Source organism: Corallococcus sp. AB030 (assembly GCF_003668965.1).
GTDB lineage: Bacteria > Myxococcota > Myxococcia > Myxococcales > Myxococcaceae > Corallococcus > Corallococcus exiguus.
The window spans coordinates 1-17599 of sequence record NZ_RAWQ01000220.1 but is presented as its reverse complement, the minus strand read 5'-3'; the positions used below and the strand labels follow the sequence as shown (position 1 = coordinate 17599).

Below are 17599 nucleotides of genomic sequence, written 5' to 3'. Positions count from 1 at the left end.
GTCCCCGCCCACGTCCGGGACCCAGCGCTCCTTCGAAGGCAGCGAGCCCGCCGGACCGTCGAACTCGTCCTGCCAGACGACTTCCCACCCCGTGCCCGGCTGCTCCGTGACGGGCCTGGGTTGCTCGTTTTGCTTGTTATCCAGACCTGCTGCCGGATCACACGAAGCCATTCCCAGGCCCGAGAGGGCCAGGGCGAGGACAAGACGGCGCGAAGTCATGCACTTCTCCCGACGTGCTGCGTGGGAAAGAGGGAGCGGTCGCGCAGCGCCGCCTGGAGCACCAGGGTGGCCGCGCCCACGGCGATGGCCCGCTCTCCCAGCACCGACGTGACGATGCGCGTCTCCGCCATGGAGACAGACAGGGCGCGCTGCCGCACGGACGCGCGCAAGGGGTCGAGCAGCATCTCGCCCACGGAGGAGATCTCCCCTCCCAGCACGACGATGGCGGGGTTCAACAGGTTGAGCAGGCCGCCCACGGCGATGCCCAGGTAGGCGCCCATGCCGTCGATGATCTGCTTCGCGGCGGCGTCACCCGTGCGAGCACCCTCCACCAGGTCGCGCACGGTGGGGCCCTTGCGGCCGCGGGTGCCCATGAGCTCGCGTGCGCGCTCGGTGAGCGCCGTGGAGCCGATGAGGGTGACGAGGCAGCCCCTCAGGCCGCACACGCAGAGCGGGCCGTTGGAGTCGACCGGGATGTGGCCGATTTCACCGGCCATTCCGCCGGCGCCCCGATACACGTCGCCGTGGATGATGTGGCCGGCGCCGATACCGGTGGCCAGCTTGATGTACGTGAGGTCCTCGCCGCCGGAGCCCGCGCCCCAGAAGCACTCCGACAGCGCGCCGAGGTTCGCGTCGTTGTCCACGAACACCGGCATGTCGAAGGTTGTCTCGAACCACTCCTTCACGTCCACGTGCTTCCACGCGGGGAGGATGAGGGGGGACATCTTGCCGGGGGCCGCCGGGTGCACGGGGCTGGGCACGGCCACCCCCATGCCGACGACGGAGCGGCGCGGGACGCGCTCGGCCTCCAGGCACTCCTGGACCAGCTCCTTCGCCTTCTGCAGCGACCCTTCCGGATCACCGCGCACCGCGTGGCTCGCCTTGCTTTGCGTGCGCACGCGGCCGCGGAGGTCCGTGAGGACGACGGTGACGTGGGAGGCGCCCAGTTCGACGCCCACCAGGCTGAAGGCTTCGTCGCAGAAGCCGATGAGGGTGGGACGGCGGCCCCCGCGGGAGACCCCGGCGCCAATGCTGCGCACCAGGCCCGCGTGCTCCAGGTCCGCGACGATGGCGGAGACGGTCGACGGGCTGAGCTCCGTGCGCCGGGCGATCTCCGCCCGGGAGATCTGACGCTCGCGCCAGATCATGTTGAGCAGCAGGCCGCTGTTCTGCGCCCGCATGCCCGCCGCATCGACCGTCAACACCGCCGTTCCCGCTTTCATCGTCCGCTCACGTTCCTGGTTGGGCGCACGGGGCGCTCAGATGGGAGTCACTGCCACTGGATGTCGTCGATGTAGAACACGAACGGCTCGTCGTGGCCTCCCGCGGACCAGCCGAAGCCCGCCGCCACGTCGGCGTAGCGGATCTTGCTGATGTCCAGCGTGTACTTGGTGGGCGTCGTGGCCAGCACTGCGGCCGGGCTGAGCTTCTTCTCGAAGCCGTCCTGGGAGTCAGGGCCGTAGCCGACGAAGAAGTCGACGGTCTCTCCGCCCTTGTCGCTCCAGGCGTAGAAGGTCACGGCCTTCGCGCCGTCCGGCACCAGGAAGCCCGGCGTGTTGGTCTTGCCCCAGTTGCCTTCCGGGTACTGCCAGAAGACGCCTGCCCAGTTCTTGCTCTTCTTCGTGTAGGTGAACTTGTGGCAGGTCCCCAGGCCCGAGCCCGGGCGGGGTGTGGCGCACACGGGCTCGTCCACGAGGCCGTTCTCCTCGCCGTCACCCATGTAGCCACTAGCAGCCCAGGTGCCGTCCACCGCCAGGGGCAGCGTCGTCTGGGTGCCCGCGTCGGTGCCCGCGTCCGTCTCCGTGCCGGCGTCCGTGTTCGTCCCGGCGTCCGTCTCCGTGCCCGCGTCGGTGTTGGTGCCCGCGTCGGTGTTCGTCCCTGCGTCCGTGTTGGTGCCCGCGTCAGTCTTGGTACCGGCGTCGTTCTGGGTGCCAGGCGTGGGGTCGTCCTCGGGATCACAGGCCCCCACGAGCCCCGCGAGCGCGAAAACTCCGACAGCCGTCAACGTCCACGCGAAACGCTTGTTGCGAAGCATGAATCCCCTCCGGGTTGTCTTGCTGGGATGACTTCGTTCTTACGGCGAAGAAATCAAAACCTGCTGGAATCCGCCGCTCGCATGCCGCGTCGCGTCACCCATGCAGCCACCCGCCAGAGGAGAAACCGCCATCTCCCGCCGCCGGGGCCCCTGCCACCTGGAGCCGCCCTGCGTCCCCGCCCACCGCGAACATGCGAGTTCGTTCGATTGACGAAGAAATACCAGCCCCCTTTACCCATTTGCAAGCAGCCGAGAACGCGTTGCACGGCGTAAACCGGTTGATGCGGTGCGCCGTGCCCGGCTTCGCGCGGGGTCCGGCCTCAAAGCAGAAAGCCCCTGGAGCTGCCGTACGCAGTTCCAGGGGCTCGCTCATGACCTTCTACAGCTGACTTCCCGTTCAGCGAGGAGTGCACGGCACGTTGCACGCATCATGCTGGCAACGAACGCACCTCACCGGGCCTGATGCCTTGCACGCGTCGAGAACGCCCTGAAGGACCTCTCCAGTCCACTCTTCCGCCTGCCGGTAATCCGCCTCACCCACGCGGCCACGTGGCAGGGTCGTTACGACGACCAGGATGAAGGAGGGCCCAAGAACCTTGTGATGCTGAATGATCACAGGAACCTGATGGGCCATTGAGGGCCCATCAGGCTCCGCAACCACGAACAGCTGATTGTCCAGTTTGCCGGTGCTCCGCAATCGGAGTCGATGCAGTCCCTCATTGATGCATGACTCCGTCACCGCCGACTTCAGGCGCGCCGACCGTTCCACCGATGGTTCAGCCTTCGTGCCGGGCAGCCAGGAACAAGCCCACAAGGCCGAAGCAGCGGCCACGAGAACGAAGAGAAACGAAGGCTTCATGGTTCACCTGTCACAGTCATGGGCTGTGACCGACTTCAATCCCTGACAGGCCGTCAGTGCGTCACTGGCGGCGGGCCGATCATGCGTCGGACCATGCCCAGCAGTTGCTCGATGTCGAAGGGCTTGGGCAGGAAGCCCGCGCATGGCAGGTGCTGCCAGAAGTCCGGCGGGCTGGCGCTCATCATCACCACCGGGACGTCGCGCAGGGCCGGGTCCTTCTGCATGGACTCCAGCACCCCGGGCCCGTTGAGCACCGGCATCATGTAGTCGAGCAGGATCATCGACGGGCGCTCCTGGCGCATCCGCTCCAGGGCCTCGCGGCCGTTGAGCGCCGTGGCCGTGCGGTAGCCTTCGTCGGACAGGAGGTCCCGGACGGCCTCCACGATGCCGAACTCGTCGTCGACAATGAGGACGGGCCCCATGGTCACGTGCCTCGGCGCTTGGAGACGTTCCGGCGCGGCTTCGGCGAGGTCGCCCTGGCGGAGGACACGGTGCCCGCGCGCGGCTTGCGGCGCGGCTTCGGCACGGGGGTCGGCTCCGGAGTCCGCGTGCGCGCGAGCCCCGTCATCAACATCTGCCCTTCCGCGAAGGGCTGGCCGACCTTGAGTCCCTTGTTCGTGATCTCCAACTCGCGCAGGGCGGGATCGTAGGCGCTGTTGCGCACCTTGAGCGCCGCGATGAAGCGGCGCAGCCCGGAGTGCAGCTCCACCATGCGCAGGAACAGGATGTTCTCCGCCACCATGGAGATGCCCTTGAGAGGGAACTTCACCTCCGGGCCGAAGGCGGAGGTGGCCTCGGCTGTGTAGATGAGCGTCACCTCGCGCACCCGGCACTCGTTGACGAGCGCCGCCAGGAAGCGCGCCACCCGCGTATTGCGGGTGGAGGCGCGGCGGAGCGCTTCGTAGCCGTCCAGGAAGATGCGGCGCACCCGGCCGCTGCGCACGATGGTCAACAGCTCCGTGCCCAGCTTGTCGAGGATGTTCTCCGTGGGCGGCCGGAAGCTCACCTCCAGGTCCCCGCGCTCCATCAGGGGCTGCAGGTGCAGCCCCACGCCCGCCGCCTGCGCGAGCATCCGCTCTGGCGCGTCGTAGAAGGCGAAGTAGTGGCTGCGCTCCCCCTGGCGGGCGCCTTCCGCCAGGAAGCTCAACCCCAGCAGCGTCTTGCCGCTGCCCGGAGGCCCCAGGAGGATGGTGGTGGAACCCGCGGGCACGCCGCCCTTGAGCATCGAGTCCAGGCCGGCCACGCCGAAGGCGTCGCGCTCGCGCTTCCCCGCGCCGGGCACCAGGTTGCCGTCCACCATGGATTCCAGGCGGGGATAGACGGTGAGCCCGTCAGCGGTGATCTCGAAGCCGTGCTGCCCCATCTTGTAGGCGCTGCCCCGGAACTTGCGCACGCTCAGCTCGCGCAGGGTGCGCACCCCGAAGGTCCGCTGCTGGAGCACCAGCAGGCCGTCCACCATGGTGTGCTCCGCGCGCAGGCCCTTGTCCCCCCCGGTGGTGAGCACCACCGTGGTGCAGCCGATGAGGCCCGTCACGACCTGGAGGCCGTGGATGAACTTCTTGAGCGCCTGCCGCGACGGCGCCAGCTCCTCCGCCGCCAGCAGTCCATCCAGCACGAGCAGCGAGGCCTTGTGCGCCTTGATCTCCTTGCGGATCAGCTCCGCGAGCGCTTCCAGCCCGCCCTGCTCCAGGATGGTGAAGGCGCTCAGGTAGCTGATCTTCCCCGGCACGCAGGCCGGGTCGAAGAACGACAGCGTCTGGAGGTTGCTCACCAGCTCCGTGTGCGACTCGGCCAGGAGCGTGAGGTAGAGGACCCGGTGGCCCTGGGCCGCCTGATGGAAGCAGATCTGGTTGGCGAGGATGGTCTTGCCCGCGCCCGGCAGGCCCAGGACCATGTACATGCGGCCCCTGCGCAGGCCGCCGCACAGCACGGTGTCCAGGCCGGGGATGCCCGTGGCCACCCGCTGCTCTTCACGTGGACCGCCCGGCGTCATCACGCGCTTCCTTCCTGGGCGCCAGGCGCCGAGCCGGACCGAGAGAACCGGCCCCGGGTGGACTCCATAGTCCAGCCCCCGCGTGAAGGCTCAACAATCTGGGGTACGTGCGTTCCTGGACAAACACGCGTGCCCCGGCCCGCCGGCCGCTCAGCGAGCGGCGTTGGCTTCCGACGCCGGCACGGAGGCAGAGCCCCCCGTCAACGGCTTGAGCGAAGCGCGCAGGGCTTCAATCTGGGCGCGCGCCTGGTTCTTGAGCGACTCCACGTCGTCCATCGTCATCCCCTTGGTGGAGATGGGCGTGCCCACCGTCACCAGCCCTCGCGACGTGGCGAAACGCCACGAGTGCTTGGGCAGCGCCAGCCGCGTGCCGCTCACCGCCAGGGGCAGCACGTCCGCCTGCATCTCGATGGCGAGCCGGAAGGCGCCGTCCTTGAAGGGCAGCAGCTCATCCGTCTTGGAGCGCGTGCCCTCCGGGAAGATCATCACCGGCATCCCCTTGAGCATCCACTCCTTGCAGCGCGCCATGGCGCCGGTGGCCGAGTCGCGGTCGCCGCGCTCCACGGAGACGTCCCCGGCGAGGCTCATCATCCAGCCCACCACGGGCACCTTGAAGAGGCTCCGCTTGCCCAGCCACTTCATCTCCCACGGCAGGAAGGAGATGAGGAAGCAGTCCGCGTTGGATTCGTGGTTGCTCACCACCACGGTGTTGGGCGCCACGCGGTCCGGCACGTTCCCATGCACGCCGAAGCGCCAGAAGGGCGTGAGCTTCGCGGCGGTGACCCCCACCAGGCGGAAGCAGCGGCCCGCCACGTAGCGGCGCTTGTCGAACAGGAACGTGAGGATGAACAGGGAGAGCTGGACGAAGAAGCCCACCAGGGCGACGAGGCCCACCTCGACCCAGGTCCAGATGGAGAGCAGTGCGTTCATGAGAGGTATCCCTTGGGTATGAGGGGGTTCAGGTGAGGACCGCGGGGTCCAGGTCCACGCTCACCGGGCAGTGGTCCGATCCGTGGACGTCCGGGTGCACGGACGCCTTCTTCACGAAGGCGAGCGCCGCGGGGGTGGCGAGCACGTAGTCAATGCGCCAGCCGATGTTCTTCTCGCGCACGCCGGCGCGCTGGCTCCACCAGGAGTAGTGACCGCCCTCCGCGTTGAACTGGCGGAAGGTGTCCACCCAGCCCGCGCGGATCCACCGGTCGAACTCCTCGCGCTCCTCCGGACGGAAGCCGCTCGTCTCGCGGTTCTCGCGCGGGCGCGCCAGGTCGATGTCGCGGTGGGCGGTGTTGAAGTCTCCCATCACCAGCACGCGCTCTTTGTCGCGCAGGGGCTTCTCCAGGCGCGCGAAGAGGCGGCGGTAGAAGTCCAGCTTGAAGGGGATGCGGGAGAGGTCCCGGTCCTTCCCGTTGCCGTTGGGGAAGTAGCCGTTGACCACGGTGAGCTTGCCGTAGCGGGCGAACTGGAGGCGGCCCTCCGCGTCCATCTCCGGCGCGTCCAGGGTGGTGGTGAGGTCGTCCGGTTCGTGGCGGCTGAAGAGGCCCACGCCGCTGTAGCCGGGGCGCTCCGCGGCCACGAAGTGGGTCTTCCAACGACGGGGGGCGCGCACCTCCGCGGGGAGCTGCTCCACGCGGGCGCGCACCTCCTGCAGCCCCACGATGTCCGCCCGGGCCTTGGACAGCCACGGGAGGAAGCCCTTGCGGTGGATGGAGCGCAGACCGTTGACGTTCCAGGAGACGACTCGCACGCCCCCGCTTATGGCGAAAGCGCGCGGGTATTTCCAGCCCCCACCGTTCCTGGACGGACGGTGGGGGCCGGTCACTGCTCAGTGCGTCAAGGCGTTTCCGTACCGCTCGCCTTGTTCTGCGGGTTGCGCGTGGTGCGGAGGATGAAGTCCGCGCTGTTCACGTTGGTGTCGTAGCTGTTGCCCTTCGCCGCGTCCGAGCCGCCCTCCATCGTGGCCGAGGACGAGCCAGCGTTGGCCTTGCGCTCGATGCTTCCGTTGGTCGCGATCGTCCCGGTGACAGGGCTCTTGCCTTCCGCGGAGTCCGCCGTGGCGCCAAAGCCCACCGTGTCCACCGCGTTCGTGTCACCCGGAGTGGTGCCCATCGCCGCGGGCCCGATGCGGACGTGGCCGACGGCGGCGCCCATGGAGAAGGTGGTGCCCCAGCTGCTGTCGGTGGTGACCGTGCCCACGTAGTCCCGGTTGGTCAGCAGGAAGAAGCCGTGGGCCGCGATGCGCGCGGTGGTCGGCAGCGTGAAGGAGCCGGTGTAGGCGTTACCGGTGGCGCTCTTGTACTGGAGCTTCCAGCCACCGATGTTCACCTCCGCGTTCGTCGGGTTGTAGAGCTCCACGAACTCGTCGCCCGCACCGCCGGGGCCTGCGCCCGCGAGCTCGCTGATGACGACGTGGTTCGTCGTGGGGGCGGCGGTGATCTGCGCCTGGGCGGACACGGACTGGCCGTTGAGCGTGGCCACGATGGTGCCCGTCGAACCGGCGGCGCCGGCGGTGAAGACGAACTTCGCGGAGAGCTCGTTGGCCGGCACCGTGACGGTGGCCGGCACGGAGCCCACGTTGCCCGTCGTGGACAGCGCCACGGACGTGGCCGCCGCGGCCGGGATGTCGAGCGTCACGGTGACGTTGGCCGTCTGACCGGCGGCCAGGGACACCGTCTCCGGCGACAGGAACGCCAGCGAGGCCGCTTCCGTCGCACCGAGCACGCGCACGGTGGCGGTGCGCGAGTCACCCCCCAGCGTGGCCGTCAGCGTCGCCTTGGCGGAGCCCGCCGCGTCGTTCGCCGTCACGATGATCGCCGCGGAGCGCGAGCCCGCGGGCACAGTCACCTGGCCGCTGTTGGCGATGACGACCGAGGGGCTGGACGAGGTGACCTGGACCACGACGTCCGTGGTGGCGTTGGCGCTCAGCGACACCGCGAGCGGCTCCGGAATCGTCTCACCCGTGGTGCCCGAGCGCGCGAAGACCGCGGCCGGCTCCAGCGCGCTGAGCGTCGCCGTGGTGCCCGCGTCGGTGCCCGCGTCCGAACCCGTGCCCGCGTCCGGAGCCGGGCCGCCGTCCGTGGCGCCGCCGTCCGTCTCCGTGCCGGCATCCGTGCCCGCGTCGATGGTGCCCGCGTCCGTCTCCGTGCCGGCGTCCGTCTCGGTGCCCGCATCGGTGGTCGTACCTGCGTCCGTCTCCGTGCCCGCGTCCGTCACCGTGCCGGCGTCCGTCTCGGTGCCCGCGTCGGTGGCCGTGCCGGCGTCCGTCTCGGTGCCCGCGTCGGTGGCCGTGCCGGCGTCCGTCTCGGTGCCCGCGTCCGTCTCCGTGCCGGCGTCCGTCTCCGTGCCGGCGTCCGTCTCCGTGCCAGCGTCAGTGCCCGCGTCCGTGTTCGTGCCCGCGTCGTTCGTGGGCGTGGTCACCTGACAGCTGTTGTTGCAGCGGTCGCCTTCGACGCGGTTGCCGTCGTCGCACGCCTCGCCACTCTCGATGATGCCGTTGCCGCAGACAGGGTTCTTGTCGTCATCACCACCGCACGCCGACAACACCAACAGCACCGCTGACAAAGGGACCAGCAGGTGCCGGGAAGACCAGGACATGGAGACTCCGTGTTGAGTACTGAGCCTCCTCACAAACCACAAAATTACAGGCCGACGCAAACCCCTCCCCGTGACTTCTCGCTCACGGCCATGGAACCCTCCGGGTCACGGATTTCTCAAGACCTGGCAGTGCGGATGGGTCATCCGGACCGGCCCGGCTTCAGCCAGGAGTCCCGGGGGTTTGCGGGGAGGCTCAATCCGCCAATCCATGCGCATCCAGGAAGCCCCGAACGGACTGGGCGATCTCCGTCCCGGCCTCCAGGAGGCCCGCGTGGCCGGCGTCATCCACCTGGAGCCAGTAGGCCTGGGGCAGCGCGCGGTGCAGCCGCTGCACTTCCGACAGGGGCACGAGGACGTCATCGCTCGCGGCGATGATCAGCACGGGCACCCGGATGGAGGGGAGGACGTCCCAGGCGTGGCCCTCCGTGAGGCCTCGCAGCGTGCGCCAATAGGCCTGCGCGCTCATGTGGTAGAGCGCGTCCAGGAACTCGGCGATGTCCTCACGCGGAGCCCGGGGCCGCAGCGCCCCCACGGCCCGCGCCAGCGGATCCGCCAGCGGGGTGGCGAGGAAGGCCTTCACCGCGGGCGCCACCACCGGCACCCAGGGCGTCCCCGCGGCCAACACTCCCTTCGCGGCGGACAACACGAAGCGGGATCCCCAGCGCGGATCCGCCGAGCCCGGCACGCCCGGCGTCCCCGCGATGAGCGTCATGGACGGCACCAGATCCGGCCGGCGGCGGTAGAGCTCCAGCAGGATGCGCACGCCCATGGAGAAGGCGATGTGGTGCGGGGGCTTGCCGTCGCCGCGCGCCATGGCCGCCTCGGTGACGCGCTCCAGGTCGTCCACGTGCACCTGGACGCGGTAGTCGTTGTCGCGCGACTCCTCGCTCATGCCATGGCCGCGGTAGTCCCAGTGCACCACGCGGTGGTCCTGCTCCAGGTCGGCGACGATGTGGCGCCAGAAGTTCTCCGACGTGCCAATGCCGTTGGTCAGCAACACCGTGGAACGGTCCGCGAGCGCGGCGTCGCGGCCCTCCTCCGGCGTGCCCGAGCTGTGGGTGTGGACCGCCACCCGGGTGCCATCCGGGGCGGAGACGAGGTGCGTGGCGCGACGGTAGGGCATCCCCGCCCACCATGCGGCCGGGCAGGCGCGGGTGCAAGTGCCGACAGCCCCTCCCACGAGTGCGCCCTCCCCTGTCCGCGCAGGCCAAGGCTGGACGCGCCGGGGCCTCCAGGCAATGGTGCGCGCGATGATCAGCGTGGAGGCGGAAGGGTTGGACGTGGCGGCCGTGCTCGCCCACTACGAGGCGCACGGCTTCGCGCGCCTGGGCCGCGTGCTGGACGACGCGGGCGTGGAAGCGCTGCGCGAGCGGGCGGACGACCTGATGCTCGGCCGCGTGGTGTACCCGGGGATGTTCTTCCAGCCGGACGCCACCACCGGCCGCTACGAGGACGCCCCCCTGGGGCTGGGCTGGCAGGGTCCGTCCCTGGACTACCGCAAGCTGGAGAAGCTGGAGAAGGATCCGCGCTTCCTCGCGTGGATGGAGAACCCGCTGTTCGAACGGATCGCCCGCGCGCGCATCCCCGGCGACATCGTCCTGTACCGCGCCATCCTCTTCCACAAGGGCCCCGCGGGCGGCAGCAACCTGCCCTTCCACCAGGACGGCGGAAAGCTGTGGGGCCTCACGCGCGAGCCGGACCTTCAAATCTGGACCGCGCTGGACGACGCGCCAGAAGGCGGCGGCTGTCTGGAGGTGATTCCGGGCAGTCACCGCGCGGGCCTGGTGACGTCACTGGGCGGCGTGATTCCTCCGGACCGCGTGGAGGCGGCGGACGCGGAAGGACACGTGGTGCCCCTGCCGGTGCGGGCTGGAGAGGCGCTGCTCGTGCACAACCACGTCTGGCACCGCTCCGGGCGCGGCCGGCCCGGACAGCGGCGGCGCGCGTTCTCCGCCTGCTACATGAGCGCGGACACCACCTGCGTGCGCAAGAAGAAGGCCCCGCGCGTGTTCCCTCCGATGTTCCGTCACCCGGTGCGCGGCGGCTGAAAGGCCCTATCATCCCGGGCGTGTCCGGACACCCTGGAGTCCTCGTCGCCGAGCAGCCCCACTACCTGCCGTGGGTGGACTTCTACGAGCAGGTGGCCCGCGCCGGGACGCTGGTGGTGCTGGACGACGTGCAGTGGCTCCGGCGCGGTTGGCAGCGCCGCACGCGCGTCGCCCTGCCCCACGGCGTGCCCACGCCGCCCCCGTCCGAGCCGGGCTTCCAGTGGCTGTCCATCCCGCTGGAGGATCCGCACCGCGACACGCGCATCCGCGACCTGACGGTGGATCAGAGCCAGCCCTGGGCGCGCAAGCACCTCCAGGCGATGGTGACGCTCTACGGAGGACGGCCGCACTTCCGCGCGCAGGTGCTGCCGCTGCTGGAGCCCTTCTACGACGCCGCCGCGCGCGAGTCCGGCCCGGGGTCGCTGTTGCGCGTGCTCCTGTCCAGCATGGCGCTGTTCCACGCACCGCTGGGCCTGGAGCCGAACCTGGTGCTTTCGTCCACGCTGGAGCGCCGGGGCGAGGACAAGACGCAGCGGCTGGTGGAGTACTGCCTCCAGACGGGCGCGCACACGTACTACTCGGGGACGGGCTCCACGGTGTACCTGAAGCCGGAGCGCTTCCGCGCGGTGGACGTGCGCCTCTTGTGGCAGCGCTTCCGCCACCCGGACTACGCGCAGGGGCGCGAGGGGCGCTTCGTGACGGGGCTGTCCATCGTGGACGTGCTGGCCAACGTGCCCGTGGAGACGGTGCGCACGTGGCTCCAGCCGTCGCCGTGGGGGCCGTTCGCGGGGGACGGCCCCCAGCCGCTTCAGCGGGCGGACGCGGCGGTGGGCGAGGAGTCCGCCGGCTTGTCGAAGCGCACGAAGTAGCTGCGCACGGCGGCGTCCAGCAGCGCGGGATCCAGGCGCGGCGTCTGGCCCTGGTAGTTCGCCATGTCGATGACCTGATCCAACAGGTCGCGAGGCTGGCACGCGGCGAAGGGCCGGTGGTGCGGGCGGTAGTGCTCGTCGATGAGGTAGTCCACGGCGCGCGCGTCGTAGGGCACGCCGCGCTTCCTGCACATCACCTGGAAGATCTCGTGGAACTGCTCCTCGTCCGGGCGCTGCACCTCCAGCTTGTAGCGGACGCGGCGCAGGAAGGCGTCATCCACCAGGGCGCTGGGATCCAGGTTCGTGGAGAACGCGGCGAACACGTCGAAGGGCACCTGGAGCTTCTTGCCGGTGTGGAGCGTGAGGATGTCCACGTCGCTCTCCAGCGGGACGATCCACCGGTTGAGCAGGTCCTTGGGGGACACCTTCTGCCGGCCGAAGTCGTCGATGAGGAGCATCCCGTTGGACGCCTTCATCTGGAACGGGGCCTCGTAGTACTTCACCTCCGGCGTGTAGACGAGGTCGAGCATCTCCAGCGTGAGCTCACCGCCCACCACCACGAGCGGGCGGCGGCAGCGCACCCAGCGGCGGTCATACGACGGCATGCCGGGTTCGTCCTCCACCGCGCGGTGGATGTTCGCGTCGAACATCTTCACGACGAAGTCGTCGACGAGCAGCGCGTGCGGAACGAAGATGTCTCCCTCGTAGCAGTTGACCATGCCCTGGCAGATGGCCGTCTTGCCGTTGCCCGGGGGGCCGTAGAAGAAGATGGCGCGCCCGGAGTTCATCGCCGGACCGATGCCGTCGAAGATGTAGTCGCGGATGATCAGGTCGCCGAACTTGTCCTGCATGCGATGGCGGGTGATGCGATTGCCGCGCACGGTCTGCTGCTTCACGGCGGCGACCCACTCGTTGAACGGCACGGGCGCCGGACCGTTGTAGCGGTTGCGGTCCAGGATCTGCCTCAGCACGTCCGTCACGAAGGTCGTGAGCTGGTAGATCATCGTGGAGCGGCCCACGCCGGATCCGCCACCGCCACGGATGTCGATGTACTTCTGCCGGCGCAGGCCTTCGATGACCTCGTCCACCAGCGCGCTGGGCAGTTGCAGGCGCGTGGCCACGTCCATGCCGCGCATCTCGCCCGCGAAGAAGATGGCCTTGAGGACCAGCTCCTCCACGAAGGTCGCGTTGAGGCCGGACTCCTGGAGCGTCTTGGGCTGCGCGGGCCAGAAGCGGTTCGTCGCCGGGGCGTCCGAGCCATCGGCGCGCCGGACGCCGCGCCGCTCCGGGCCGGCGTAGCCCTGCTGCGGCGCCGAGGCGGCACCACGACGGTCAGGGCCCGCCGGGGGCGCGCCACGGCGGTCCACCTCCGGGGGACCGCGACGCTCCATGCCGGGGGCCGCGCGACGTTCGGGCTCCTGCGCGGGTGGAGGCGGGCCAGGGGGCGCGGTGCGCCGCTCGGTCTGCACGTCGAGCATCTCCTCGCCGAACGGCGGCGGCGCGCCCGGTGGTGCCACGCCCGCGGACTGCGCGGGAGGCACGCGAGGGCGCGGCATCGGGTCGAAGATGACGGACGGCAGCGGCGCGGGAACCGCGGGCCGGGAGCGGGTGGGCTCCGGACGCGGCTCCGCGCCCAGGGCCGCACCGGCGGGTGCGGGCGCGCGCGGACGGGGCGGCGCGGACAGGACGGGGTTCGCCTGCGCGGCGGGCGTCTCCAGCGGGGTGATGTTGCGATTCTCGTCCTGCTCGGCGCCGAGCGAAGACGGACCTGGGCCAGGTGGGGGCCTGCGGGTGAAGTCAGCCATCACAGCTCCGGCGGGGGGGGAGGTCACTGTACCCCACCGTCGTGTCAGCGGTGTTAACTTCGGCCCATGAGCTTCTTCCAGGCGCCCCCCGGTCTTGGCAACCAGTACGACGACGACGCGTTCCTGCAGGGCTACCTCGCCCGTACCCTTCCGGAGGACATGTTTCGTTCGCTCCAGGATGACTTCCGCGAGCTGGGGGAGCTGGGAGGCAAGTACTTCTACGAGTTCCAGCAGCGCGACCGGCTGAACGAGCCCGTGCTCACCCAGTGGAGCCCGTGGGGTCAGCGCATTGATCACATCGAGGTGTCACCGCTGTGGAAGGAGGCGGAGGCGCTGACCGCGAAGAAGGGCCTGGTCGCGGTGGCCTACGAGCAGAAGAGCGGCGCGCTCAGCCGCGTGCACCAGTTCGCGTTGAACTACCTGGTGCAGCCGTCGCTGGACGTCTACTCGTGCCCGCTGGCGATGACGGACGGCGCGGCGCGGTCGCTCCTGTCGCTGGGCAACCAGGCGCTCATCGACCACGCCCTGCCCCACCTGACGTCGCGGGATCCGGCGACGTTCTGGACGTCGGGCCAGTGGATGACGGAGCGCACGGGTGGCTCGGACGTGGGGCTCACGCTGACGGAGGCGCGGCAGTCTCCGGAGGGCTGGCGGCTGCACGGCACGAAGTGGTTCACGTCCGCGACGACGGCGCAGATGGCGCTGACGCTGGCGAGGCCCACGGGCAACGGCCCCGGAGGCAAGGGGTTGGCGCTCTTCTTCGTGGAGACGCGGGACGCGCAGGGCCGTCTCAATGGCATCCAGATCAACCGCCTGAAGGACAAGATGGGCACGCGCAAGGTGCCCACGGCGGAGCTGACGCTGGACGGGACGCTGGCGGTGCCGGTGGCGGGGCTGACGGACGGCATCCGCAACATGGCGATGATGTTGAACGTGACGCGCACCTGGAACGCGATGGGCGCGACGTGGAGCATGCGCCGGGCCATGGCGCTGGCGCACGATTACGCGAAGCGCCGGGTGCAGTTCGGCGCGCCGTTGTCGGAGAAGCCGCTGCACATGGACACGCTGGCGGGGCTGGAGGCGGAGTTCCAGGCGGGCTTCCTGCTGGCGTTCCGCGGGGTGGAGCTGCTGGGCAAGCTGGAGACGCGCACGGCGACGGAGCAGGAGATGCTGTTGCAGCGGCTGGTGACGCCGCTGGCGAAGCTGACCACGGGCCGGCAGGTGGTGCACATCACGTCGGAGGTGACGGAGTCCTTCGGCGGCGCGGGCTACGTGGAGGACACGGGCCTGCCGCGCATCCAGGCGGACGCGCAGGTGCTGTCCATCTGGGAGGGCACCACGAACGTGTTGTCGTTGGACTCGCTGCGCGCGCTGGCGAAGGAAGGCACGCTGGAGGCGTTCTTCCACGAGGTGGAGGGCCGGCTGTCGAAGGTGACGGACGCGGGCCTGCGGCCATGCGTGAAGACGGCGCACGACGCGCTGGAGCACGCGCGGGCGTGGGTGTCCGGCGCGATGGCGAACCCCACCACGATGGAGGCCGGGGCGCGGCGCTTCTCCCTGACGCTGGGGCGCACGCTGGAGCTGGCGCTGCTCAGCGAGCACGCGCAGTGGTGCCTGGAGCACGGGCACGGCCCGCGCAGCCGGGCGGCGGCGCGGCGGTTCCGGCAGAACGGCGTGGACCTCATCCAGGATGAAATCGACCTGGATGATTCGCGGCTGCTGAGCTGAGGCATCGCGACAGGTGCATGCGGCGGGCGCCGCCATTAAGAAGCGGGCGCCATGTCCGTCCTGAGCCCCGAGCAGTGCCAGCGCTTCGCCACCGATGGGTATCTCGTCCTGCCGTCCTTCGTGGAGGGCGGGACGTGTACACGGATGCGGGCCGTGATCCAGGAGCAGCTCGCCTCCGGTGACGGCCCGGTGGAGTACGAGGCCGAAGTCGCCTATCCGGGCTCACCGGCGAGCGTCGACGCCGAGGGCGGGCGGACGGTGAGGCGGTTGCTGAAGGCGCATGGGCGCGCTCCCCTGTTCGCGGCGTGGTTCGACGACGCGCGGATGATGGAGGCGCTGGGGCAGTTGCTGGACGGGCCGGTGGTGCAGGCGCGGGCGCACCACAACTGCGTGATGACGAAGCAGCCGCGCTTCTCCTCGGACACGGGCTGGCACCAAGACGTGCGCTACTGGGCCTTCACGCGGCCGGAGCTGATCTCCACGTGGTTGGCATTGGGCCCGGAGACGCCGGAGAACGGCGGCCTGAAGGTGCTGCCCGGCACGCACCGGATGCAGTTCGCGCCGGAGCGCTACGACGCGCGGCTGTTCCTGCGGTCGGACCTGCCGGAGAACGCGGCGCTCATCGAAGGCGCGCAGTACGTGCGACTGTTCCCCGGGGACGTGCTGCTCTTCCACGCGCGGCTGTTCCACGCGGCGAGCCGGAATCACACGGCGGACACGAAGTACTCCGTGGTGGCCACATACCGGCGGACGGACAACCTGCCGGTCCCGGGCTCACGATCCGCGAGGGATTGAGGCGGATTCACGGCGCGTACTGATACCGCTCGATGATCCGGCCCTCGGGCGAGACGGCATAGAGCTCGAACCAGTCGAGCTCGAAGCTGCCACCAGGTCCGATTCCCTCACAGTGGTCGACGCGCCGGTTCACCCGGACGATGTAGACGCCCTTCCCCTCGCCGACGACGACCTCCAGGGCTCGCGCCGTGAAGATGCATTCATTCCGGCGCGCCTTGGGGAAACGGCTCACGACATCCTGGAGGGCCGCATGGGACGCCAGGATGGCAGGTCCATCCAGCGTCGCCATGGGCTCCAGGCCCTCTGGCCATTCAAAGACAGCAGAAGAAATGGCTTCGCTTGAGTCAGCCTGAGTCTCCGGCTGAAGCCCAGTCGTGGCGCAAGACACCATGCAAGCAATCGCTGCCCATGCCCAAACACGGCGGATGCCGTACTTGAGTGGGCAGCAAAGGCGCGGCATCTGGCCCGGCAGGAGCTACTTCGCGGCCTGCGTGAGGGCGTCTTCCACGTAGCGGACGCCCTTCGCGGTGATGGCCTTGCCCTTCTTGGTGTCCTGGGCGTAGCCGGCGTGCAGGCGCAGCGCCTTGGCCGCGTTCGGCGCGGCGTAGGTCACGCCCAGCCCGCTCCAGAAACGCGACGTCGTTCCGGACGTCACCTCCACGTCCAGCGACTTCGCCAGGTACAGCGGGATCAGCGAGCGCAGGAGCTGATCCTTCTCCTTGCCCGCGGAGACCAGGTCCTTCTGGCGCGCATGGCCTCGCAGCGCGGTCTCCAGCACCGACACCGCGTCCTCGCTCGTGGCTCCGGACGAAGCCGCCTTCTTCGCGGCTGGGGCCTTCTTCGCCGCGCTCTTCTTCTTCGCGGGCGCCGCCTTCTTCGCGGCCGGGGCCTTCTTCGCCGCGCTCTTCTTGCTCGCGGCCTTCTTCGCCTTGGGCGCCGTCTTGCGACGGGCGGCTTGCGCCAGCTCCATGCGGCCCTCGAAGGGGACCCCCACCACCGTCGCGTCCACCTGGCGATCCGGAATCGCGTTGCGCAGGGACTCGATCACCTCATGCACGGACGCGCGCGGAGCCTCGGAGTGCACCGGGCGGGAAACGCGGGTCCGAGCAGGCTCGCTCACGGGCGGCTTGCCCTGCGCGTAGTACCGAACCCAATCGCTCGCCTCCTCCACCACTTCAGACAGGCCCACGCGATCGAGCAGCGACCCCAACCACCGAAGACTGTTGCGCACTGAGTACCCTCCCGTTCTGATCCACGCTACTACACTCCAGACAGAAGCAACCTATATCGCTAGCAATACGGGTTGTTCCATGCCCCCGTGGGTATTCCTGCCCATCCGTCCACGGATCACGGGAACAGACGTGCAGATGTAGCGCGGTGTTCCTACGTCTCACTGCCTCACGGACACCACGCTGCGCGTCTTCACGTTCGTCACCTTCCCCGAGCGCTCCAGCATCCCCTCCCCCACGAGGAACAGCGCGCCGTGGATCTCCTGCCTGCACCGCGCATACACCTCCGAGGGCACCACCAGGTTGGCGATCCCCGTCTCGTCCTCCAGCGAGATGAAGCAGATCCCCTTCGCCGTGGGCGGCATCTGCCGGCAGATCATCATCCCCCCCACCTTCACCGGCCGCCCCGCCGACACCCGCTTCAACCC

17 protein-coding genes and 1 pseudogene are annotated in these 17599 nt (G+C 69.6%); 5 read left to right on the top strand and 13 right to left on the bottom strand.

What is annotated here, in order from left to right; translation table 11 throughout:
- The 3 genes and pseudogenes from D7Y15_RS46075 to D7Y15_RS36140 form a co-directional block, all read right to left on the bottom strand.
- A pseudogene (locus tag D7Y15_RS46075) lies at positions 1–219 on the bottom strand (glycoside hydrolase family 16 protein); the annotation flags it as partial.
- Entirely contained in the window at positions 216–1442 is a 1227-nt protein-coding gene (locus D7Y15_RS36145; RefSeq protein WP_120579751.1) for an ROK family transcriptional regulator, read from the bottom strand. The gene D7Y15_RS36145 and the pseudogene D7Y15_RS46075, both read right to left, overlap by 4 nt.
- Before the next feature lie 47 nt (positions 1443–1489).
- A complete protein-coding gene (locus D7Y15_RS36140) occupies positions 1490–2254 on the bottom strand; it encodes a hypothetical protein (protein WP_120579752.1) in 765 nt (254 codons plus the stop codon).
- Between the two features lie 722 nt (positions 2255–2976).
- Here D7Y15_RS36140 and D7Y15_RS44430 point away from each other — a divergent pair.
- Positions 2977–3159 carry a hypothetical protein gene (locus D7Y15_RS44430; protein ID WP_126935800.1) on the top strand — a complete coding sequence of 61 codons (183 nt, stop codon included), beginning with the start codon at positions 2977–2979 and terminating at the stop codon, positions 3157–3159.
- Positions 3160–3166: 7 nt separating this feature from the next.
- Here the strand turns inward: D7Y15_RS44430 and D7Y15_RS36135 are convergent, their stop codons facing one another.
- The 6 genes from D7Y15_RS36135 to D7Y15_RS36110 all read right to left on the bottom strand — a co-directional run bounded on the left by D7Y15_RS36135 (position 3167) and on the right by D7Y15_RS36110 (position 9820).
- Complete coding sequence (locus D7Y15_RS36135) at positions 3167–3535, bottom strand: response regulator (RefSeq protein WP_120579753.1); 369 nt, start codon at positions 3533–3535, stop codon at positions 3167–3169.
- 2 nt (positions 3536–3537) lie between these two features.
- A complete protein-coding gene (locus D7Y15_RS36130; protein ID WP_121755432.1) occupies positions 3538–5106 on the bottom strand; it encodes an ATPase domain-containing protein in 1569 nt (522 codons plus the stop codon).
- A gap of 150 nt (positions 5107–5256) precedes the next feature.
- Complete coding sequence (locus tag D7Y15_RS36125; protein WP_120579755.1) at positions 5257–6036, bottom strand: 1-acyl-sn-glycerol-3-phosphate acyltransferase; 780 nt, start codon at positions 6034–6036, stop codon at positions 5257–5259.
- A 28-nt stretch (positions 6037–6064) separates the two neighbouring features.
- The gene (locus D7Y15_RS36120) at positions 6065–6850 is read right to left on the bottom strand and encodes an exodeoxyribonuclease III (RefSeq protein ID WP_120579756.1); all 786 of its coding nucleotides are present in this window, start codon (positions 6848–6850) and stop codon (positions 6065–6067) included.
- Between the two features lie 86 nt (positions 6851–6936).
- Positions 6937–8697 carry a lamin tail domain-containing protein gene (locus tag D7Y15_RS36115; protein ID WP_120579757.1) on the bottom strand — a complete coding sequence of 587 codons (1761 nt, stop codon included), beginning with the start codon at positions 8695–8697 and terminating at the stop codon, positions 6937–6939.
- Positions 8698–8890: 193 nt separating this feature from the next.
- Positions 8891–9820 (bottom strand): alpha/beta fold hydrolase, encoded by a 930-nt coding sequence (locus D7Y15_RS36110; protein WP_121755431.1) that lies wholly within the window; start codon positions 9818–9820, stop codon positions 8891–8893.
- A 115-nt stretch (positions 9821–9935) separates the two neighbouring features.
- On the opposite strand from D7Y15_RS36110, the gene D7Y15_RS36105 reads away from it, so the two are divergent.
- On the top strand, positions 9936–10745 hold the full coding sequence (locus D7Y15_RS36105; protein WP_233597341.1) for a phytanoyl-CoA dioxygenase family protein: 810 nt from the start codon (positions 9936–9938) through the stop codon (positions 10743–10745).
- A gap of 20 nt (positions 10746–10765) precedes the next feature.
- Positions 10766–11614 carry a WbqC family protein gene (locus D7Y15_RS36100; RefSeq protein ID WP_121755430.1) on the top strand — a complete coding sequence of 283 codons (849 nt, stop codon included), beginning with the start codon at positions 10766–10768 and terminating at the stop codon, positions 11612–11614.
- Here D7Y15_RS36100 and D7Y15_RS36095 read toward each other — a convergent pair.
- A complete protein-coding gene (locus D7Y15_RS36095; protein WP_121755429.1) occupies positions 11554–13419 on the bottom strand; it encodes an ATPase in 1866 nt (621 codons plus the stop codon). The two genes, D7Y15_RS36100 and D7Y15_RS36095, sit on opposite strands and share 61 nt — an antisense overlap.
- 66 nt (positions 13420–13485) lie before the next feature.
- On the opposite strand from D7Y15_RS36095, the gene D7Y15_RS36090 reads away from it, so the two are divergent.
- Together D7Y15_RS36090 and D7Y15_RS36085 are read left to right on the top strand one after the other, a co-directional pair.
- Complete coding sequence (locus D7Y15_RS36090) at positions 13486–15147, top strand: acyl-CoA dehydrogenase family protein (protein WP_121755428.1); 1662 nt, start codon at positions 13486–13488, stop codon at positions 15145–15147.
- Between the two features lie 51 nt (positions 15148–15198).
- On the top strand, positions 15199–15942 hold the full coding sequence (locus D7Y15_RS36085) for a phytanoyl-CoA dioxygenase family protein (protein ID WP_120579762.1): 744 nt from the start codon (positions 15199–15201) through the stop codon (positions 15940–15942).
- A gap of 7 nt (positions 15943–15949) precedes the next feature.
- On the opposite strand, the gene D7Y15_RS36080 is transcribed toward D7Y15_RS36085, so the two are convergent.
- From D7Y15_RS36080 to D7Y15_RS36070, 3 genes are all read right to left on the bottom strand, one after another.
- On the bottom strand, positions 15950–16231 hold the full coding sequence (locus D7Y15_RS36080) for a hypothetical protein (RefSeq protein ID WP_120579763.1): 282 nt from the start codon (positions 16229–16231) through the stop codon (positions 15950–15952).
- Between the two features lie 186 nt (positions 16232–16417).
- Positions 16418–17173 carry a hypothetical protein gene (locus D7Y15_RS36075; protein WP_233597342.1) on the bottom strand — a complete coding sequence of 252 codons (756 nt, stop codon included), beginning with the start codon at positions 17171–17173 and terminating at the stop codon, positions 16418–16420.
- Positions 17174–17332: 159 nt separating this feature from the next.
- Positions 17333–17599 (bottom strand): hypothetical protein (locus D7Y15_RS36070; protein ID WP_148139251.1); only part of this gene is annotated, 267 nt, incomplete at its 5' end.

Excerpts from the sequence above, each read along its gene's own strand:
- D7Y15_RS36145 (WP_120579751.1), bottom strand. The coding sequence starts at position 1,442 with ATGAAAGCGGGAACGGCGGTGTTGACGGTCGATGCGGCGGGCATGCGG.
- D7Y15_RS36140 (WP_120579752.1), bottom strand. The coding sequence starts at position 2,254 with ATGCTTCGCAACAAGCGTTTCGCGTGGACGTTGACGGCTGTCGGAGTT.
- D7Y15_RS44430 (WP_126935800.1), top strand. The coding sequence starts at position 2,977 with ATGCATGACTCCGTCACCGCCGACTTCAGGCGCGCCGACCGTTCCACC.
- D7Y15_RS36135 (WP_120579753.1), bottom strand. The coding sequence starts at position 3,535 with ATGGGGCCCGTCCTCATTGTCGACGACGAGTTCGGCATCGTGGAGGCC.
- D7Y15_RS36130 (WP_121755432.1), bottom strand. The coding sequence starts at position 5,106 with ATGACGCCGGGCGGTCCACGTGAAGAGCAGCGGGTGGCCACGGGCATC.
- D7Y15_RS36125 (WP_120579755.1), bottom strand. The coding sequence starts at position 6,036 with ATGAACGCACTGCTCTCCATCTGGACCTGGGTCGAGGTGGGCCTCGTC.
- D7Y15_RS36115 (WP_120579757.1), bottom strand. The coding sequence starts at position 8,697 with ATGTCCTGGTCTTCCCGGCACCTGCTGGTCCCTTTGTCAGCGGTGCTG.
- D7Y15_RS36110 (WP_121755431.1), bottom strand. The coding sequence starts at position 9,820 with ATGCCCTACCGTCGCGCCACGCACCTCGTCTCCGCCCCGGATGGCACC.
- D7Y15_RS36105 (WP_233597341.1), top strand. The coding sequence starts at position 9,936 with ATGGTGCGCGCGATGATCAGCGTGGAGGCGGAAGGGTTGGACGTGGCG.
- D7Y15_RS36095 (WP_121755429.1), bottom strand. The coding sequence starts at position 13,419 with ATGGCTGACTTCACCCGCAGGCCCCCACCTGGCCCAGGTCCGTCTTCG.
- D7Y15_RS36090 (WP_121755428.1), top strand. The coding sequence starts at position 13,486 with ATGAGCTTCTTCCAGGCGCCCCCCGGTCTTGGCAACCAGTACGACGAC.
- D7Y15_RS36085 (WP_120579762.1), top strand. The coding sequence starts at position 15,199 with ATGTCCGTCCTGAGCCCCGAGCAGTGCCAGCGCTTCGCCACCGATGGG.
- D7Y15_RS36080 (WP_120579763.1), bottom strand. The coding sequence starts at position 16,231 with ATGGCGACGCTGGATGGACCTGCCATCCTGGCGTCCCATGCGGCCCTC.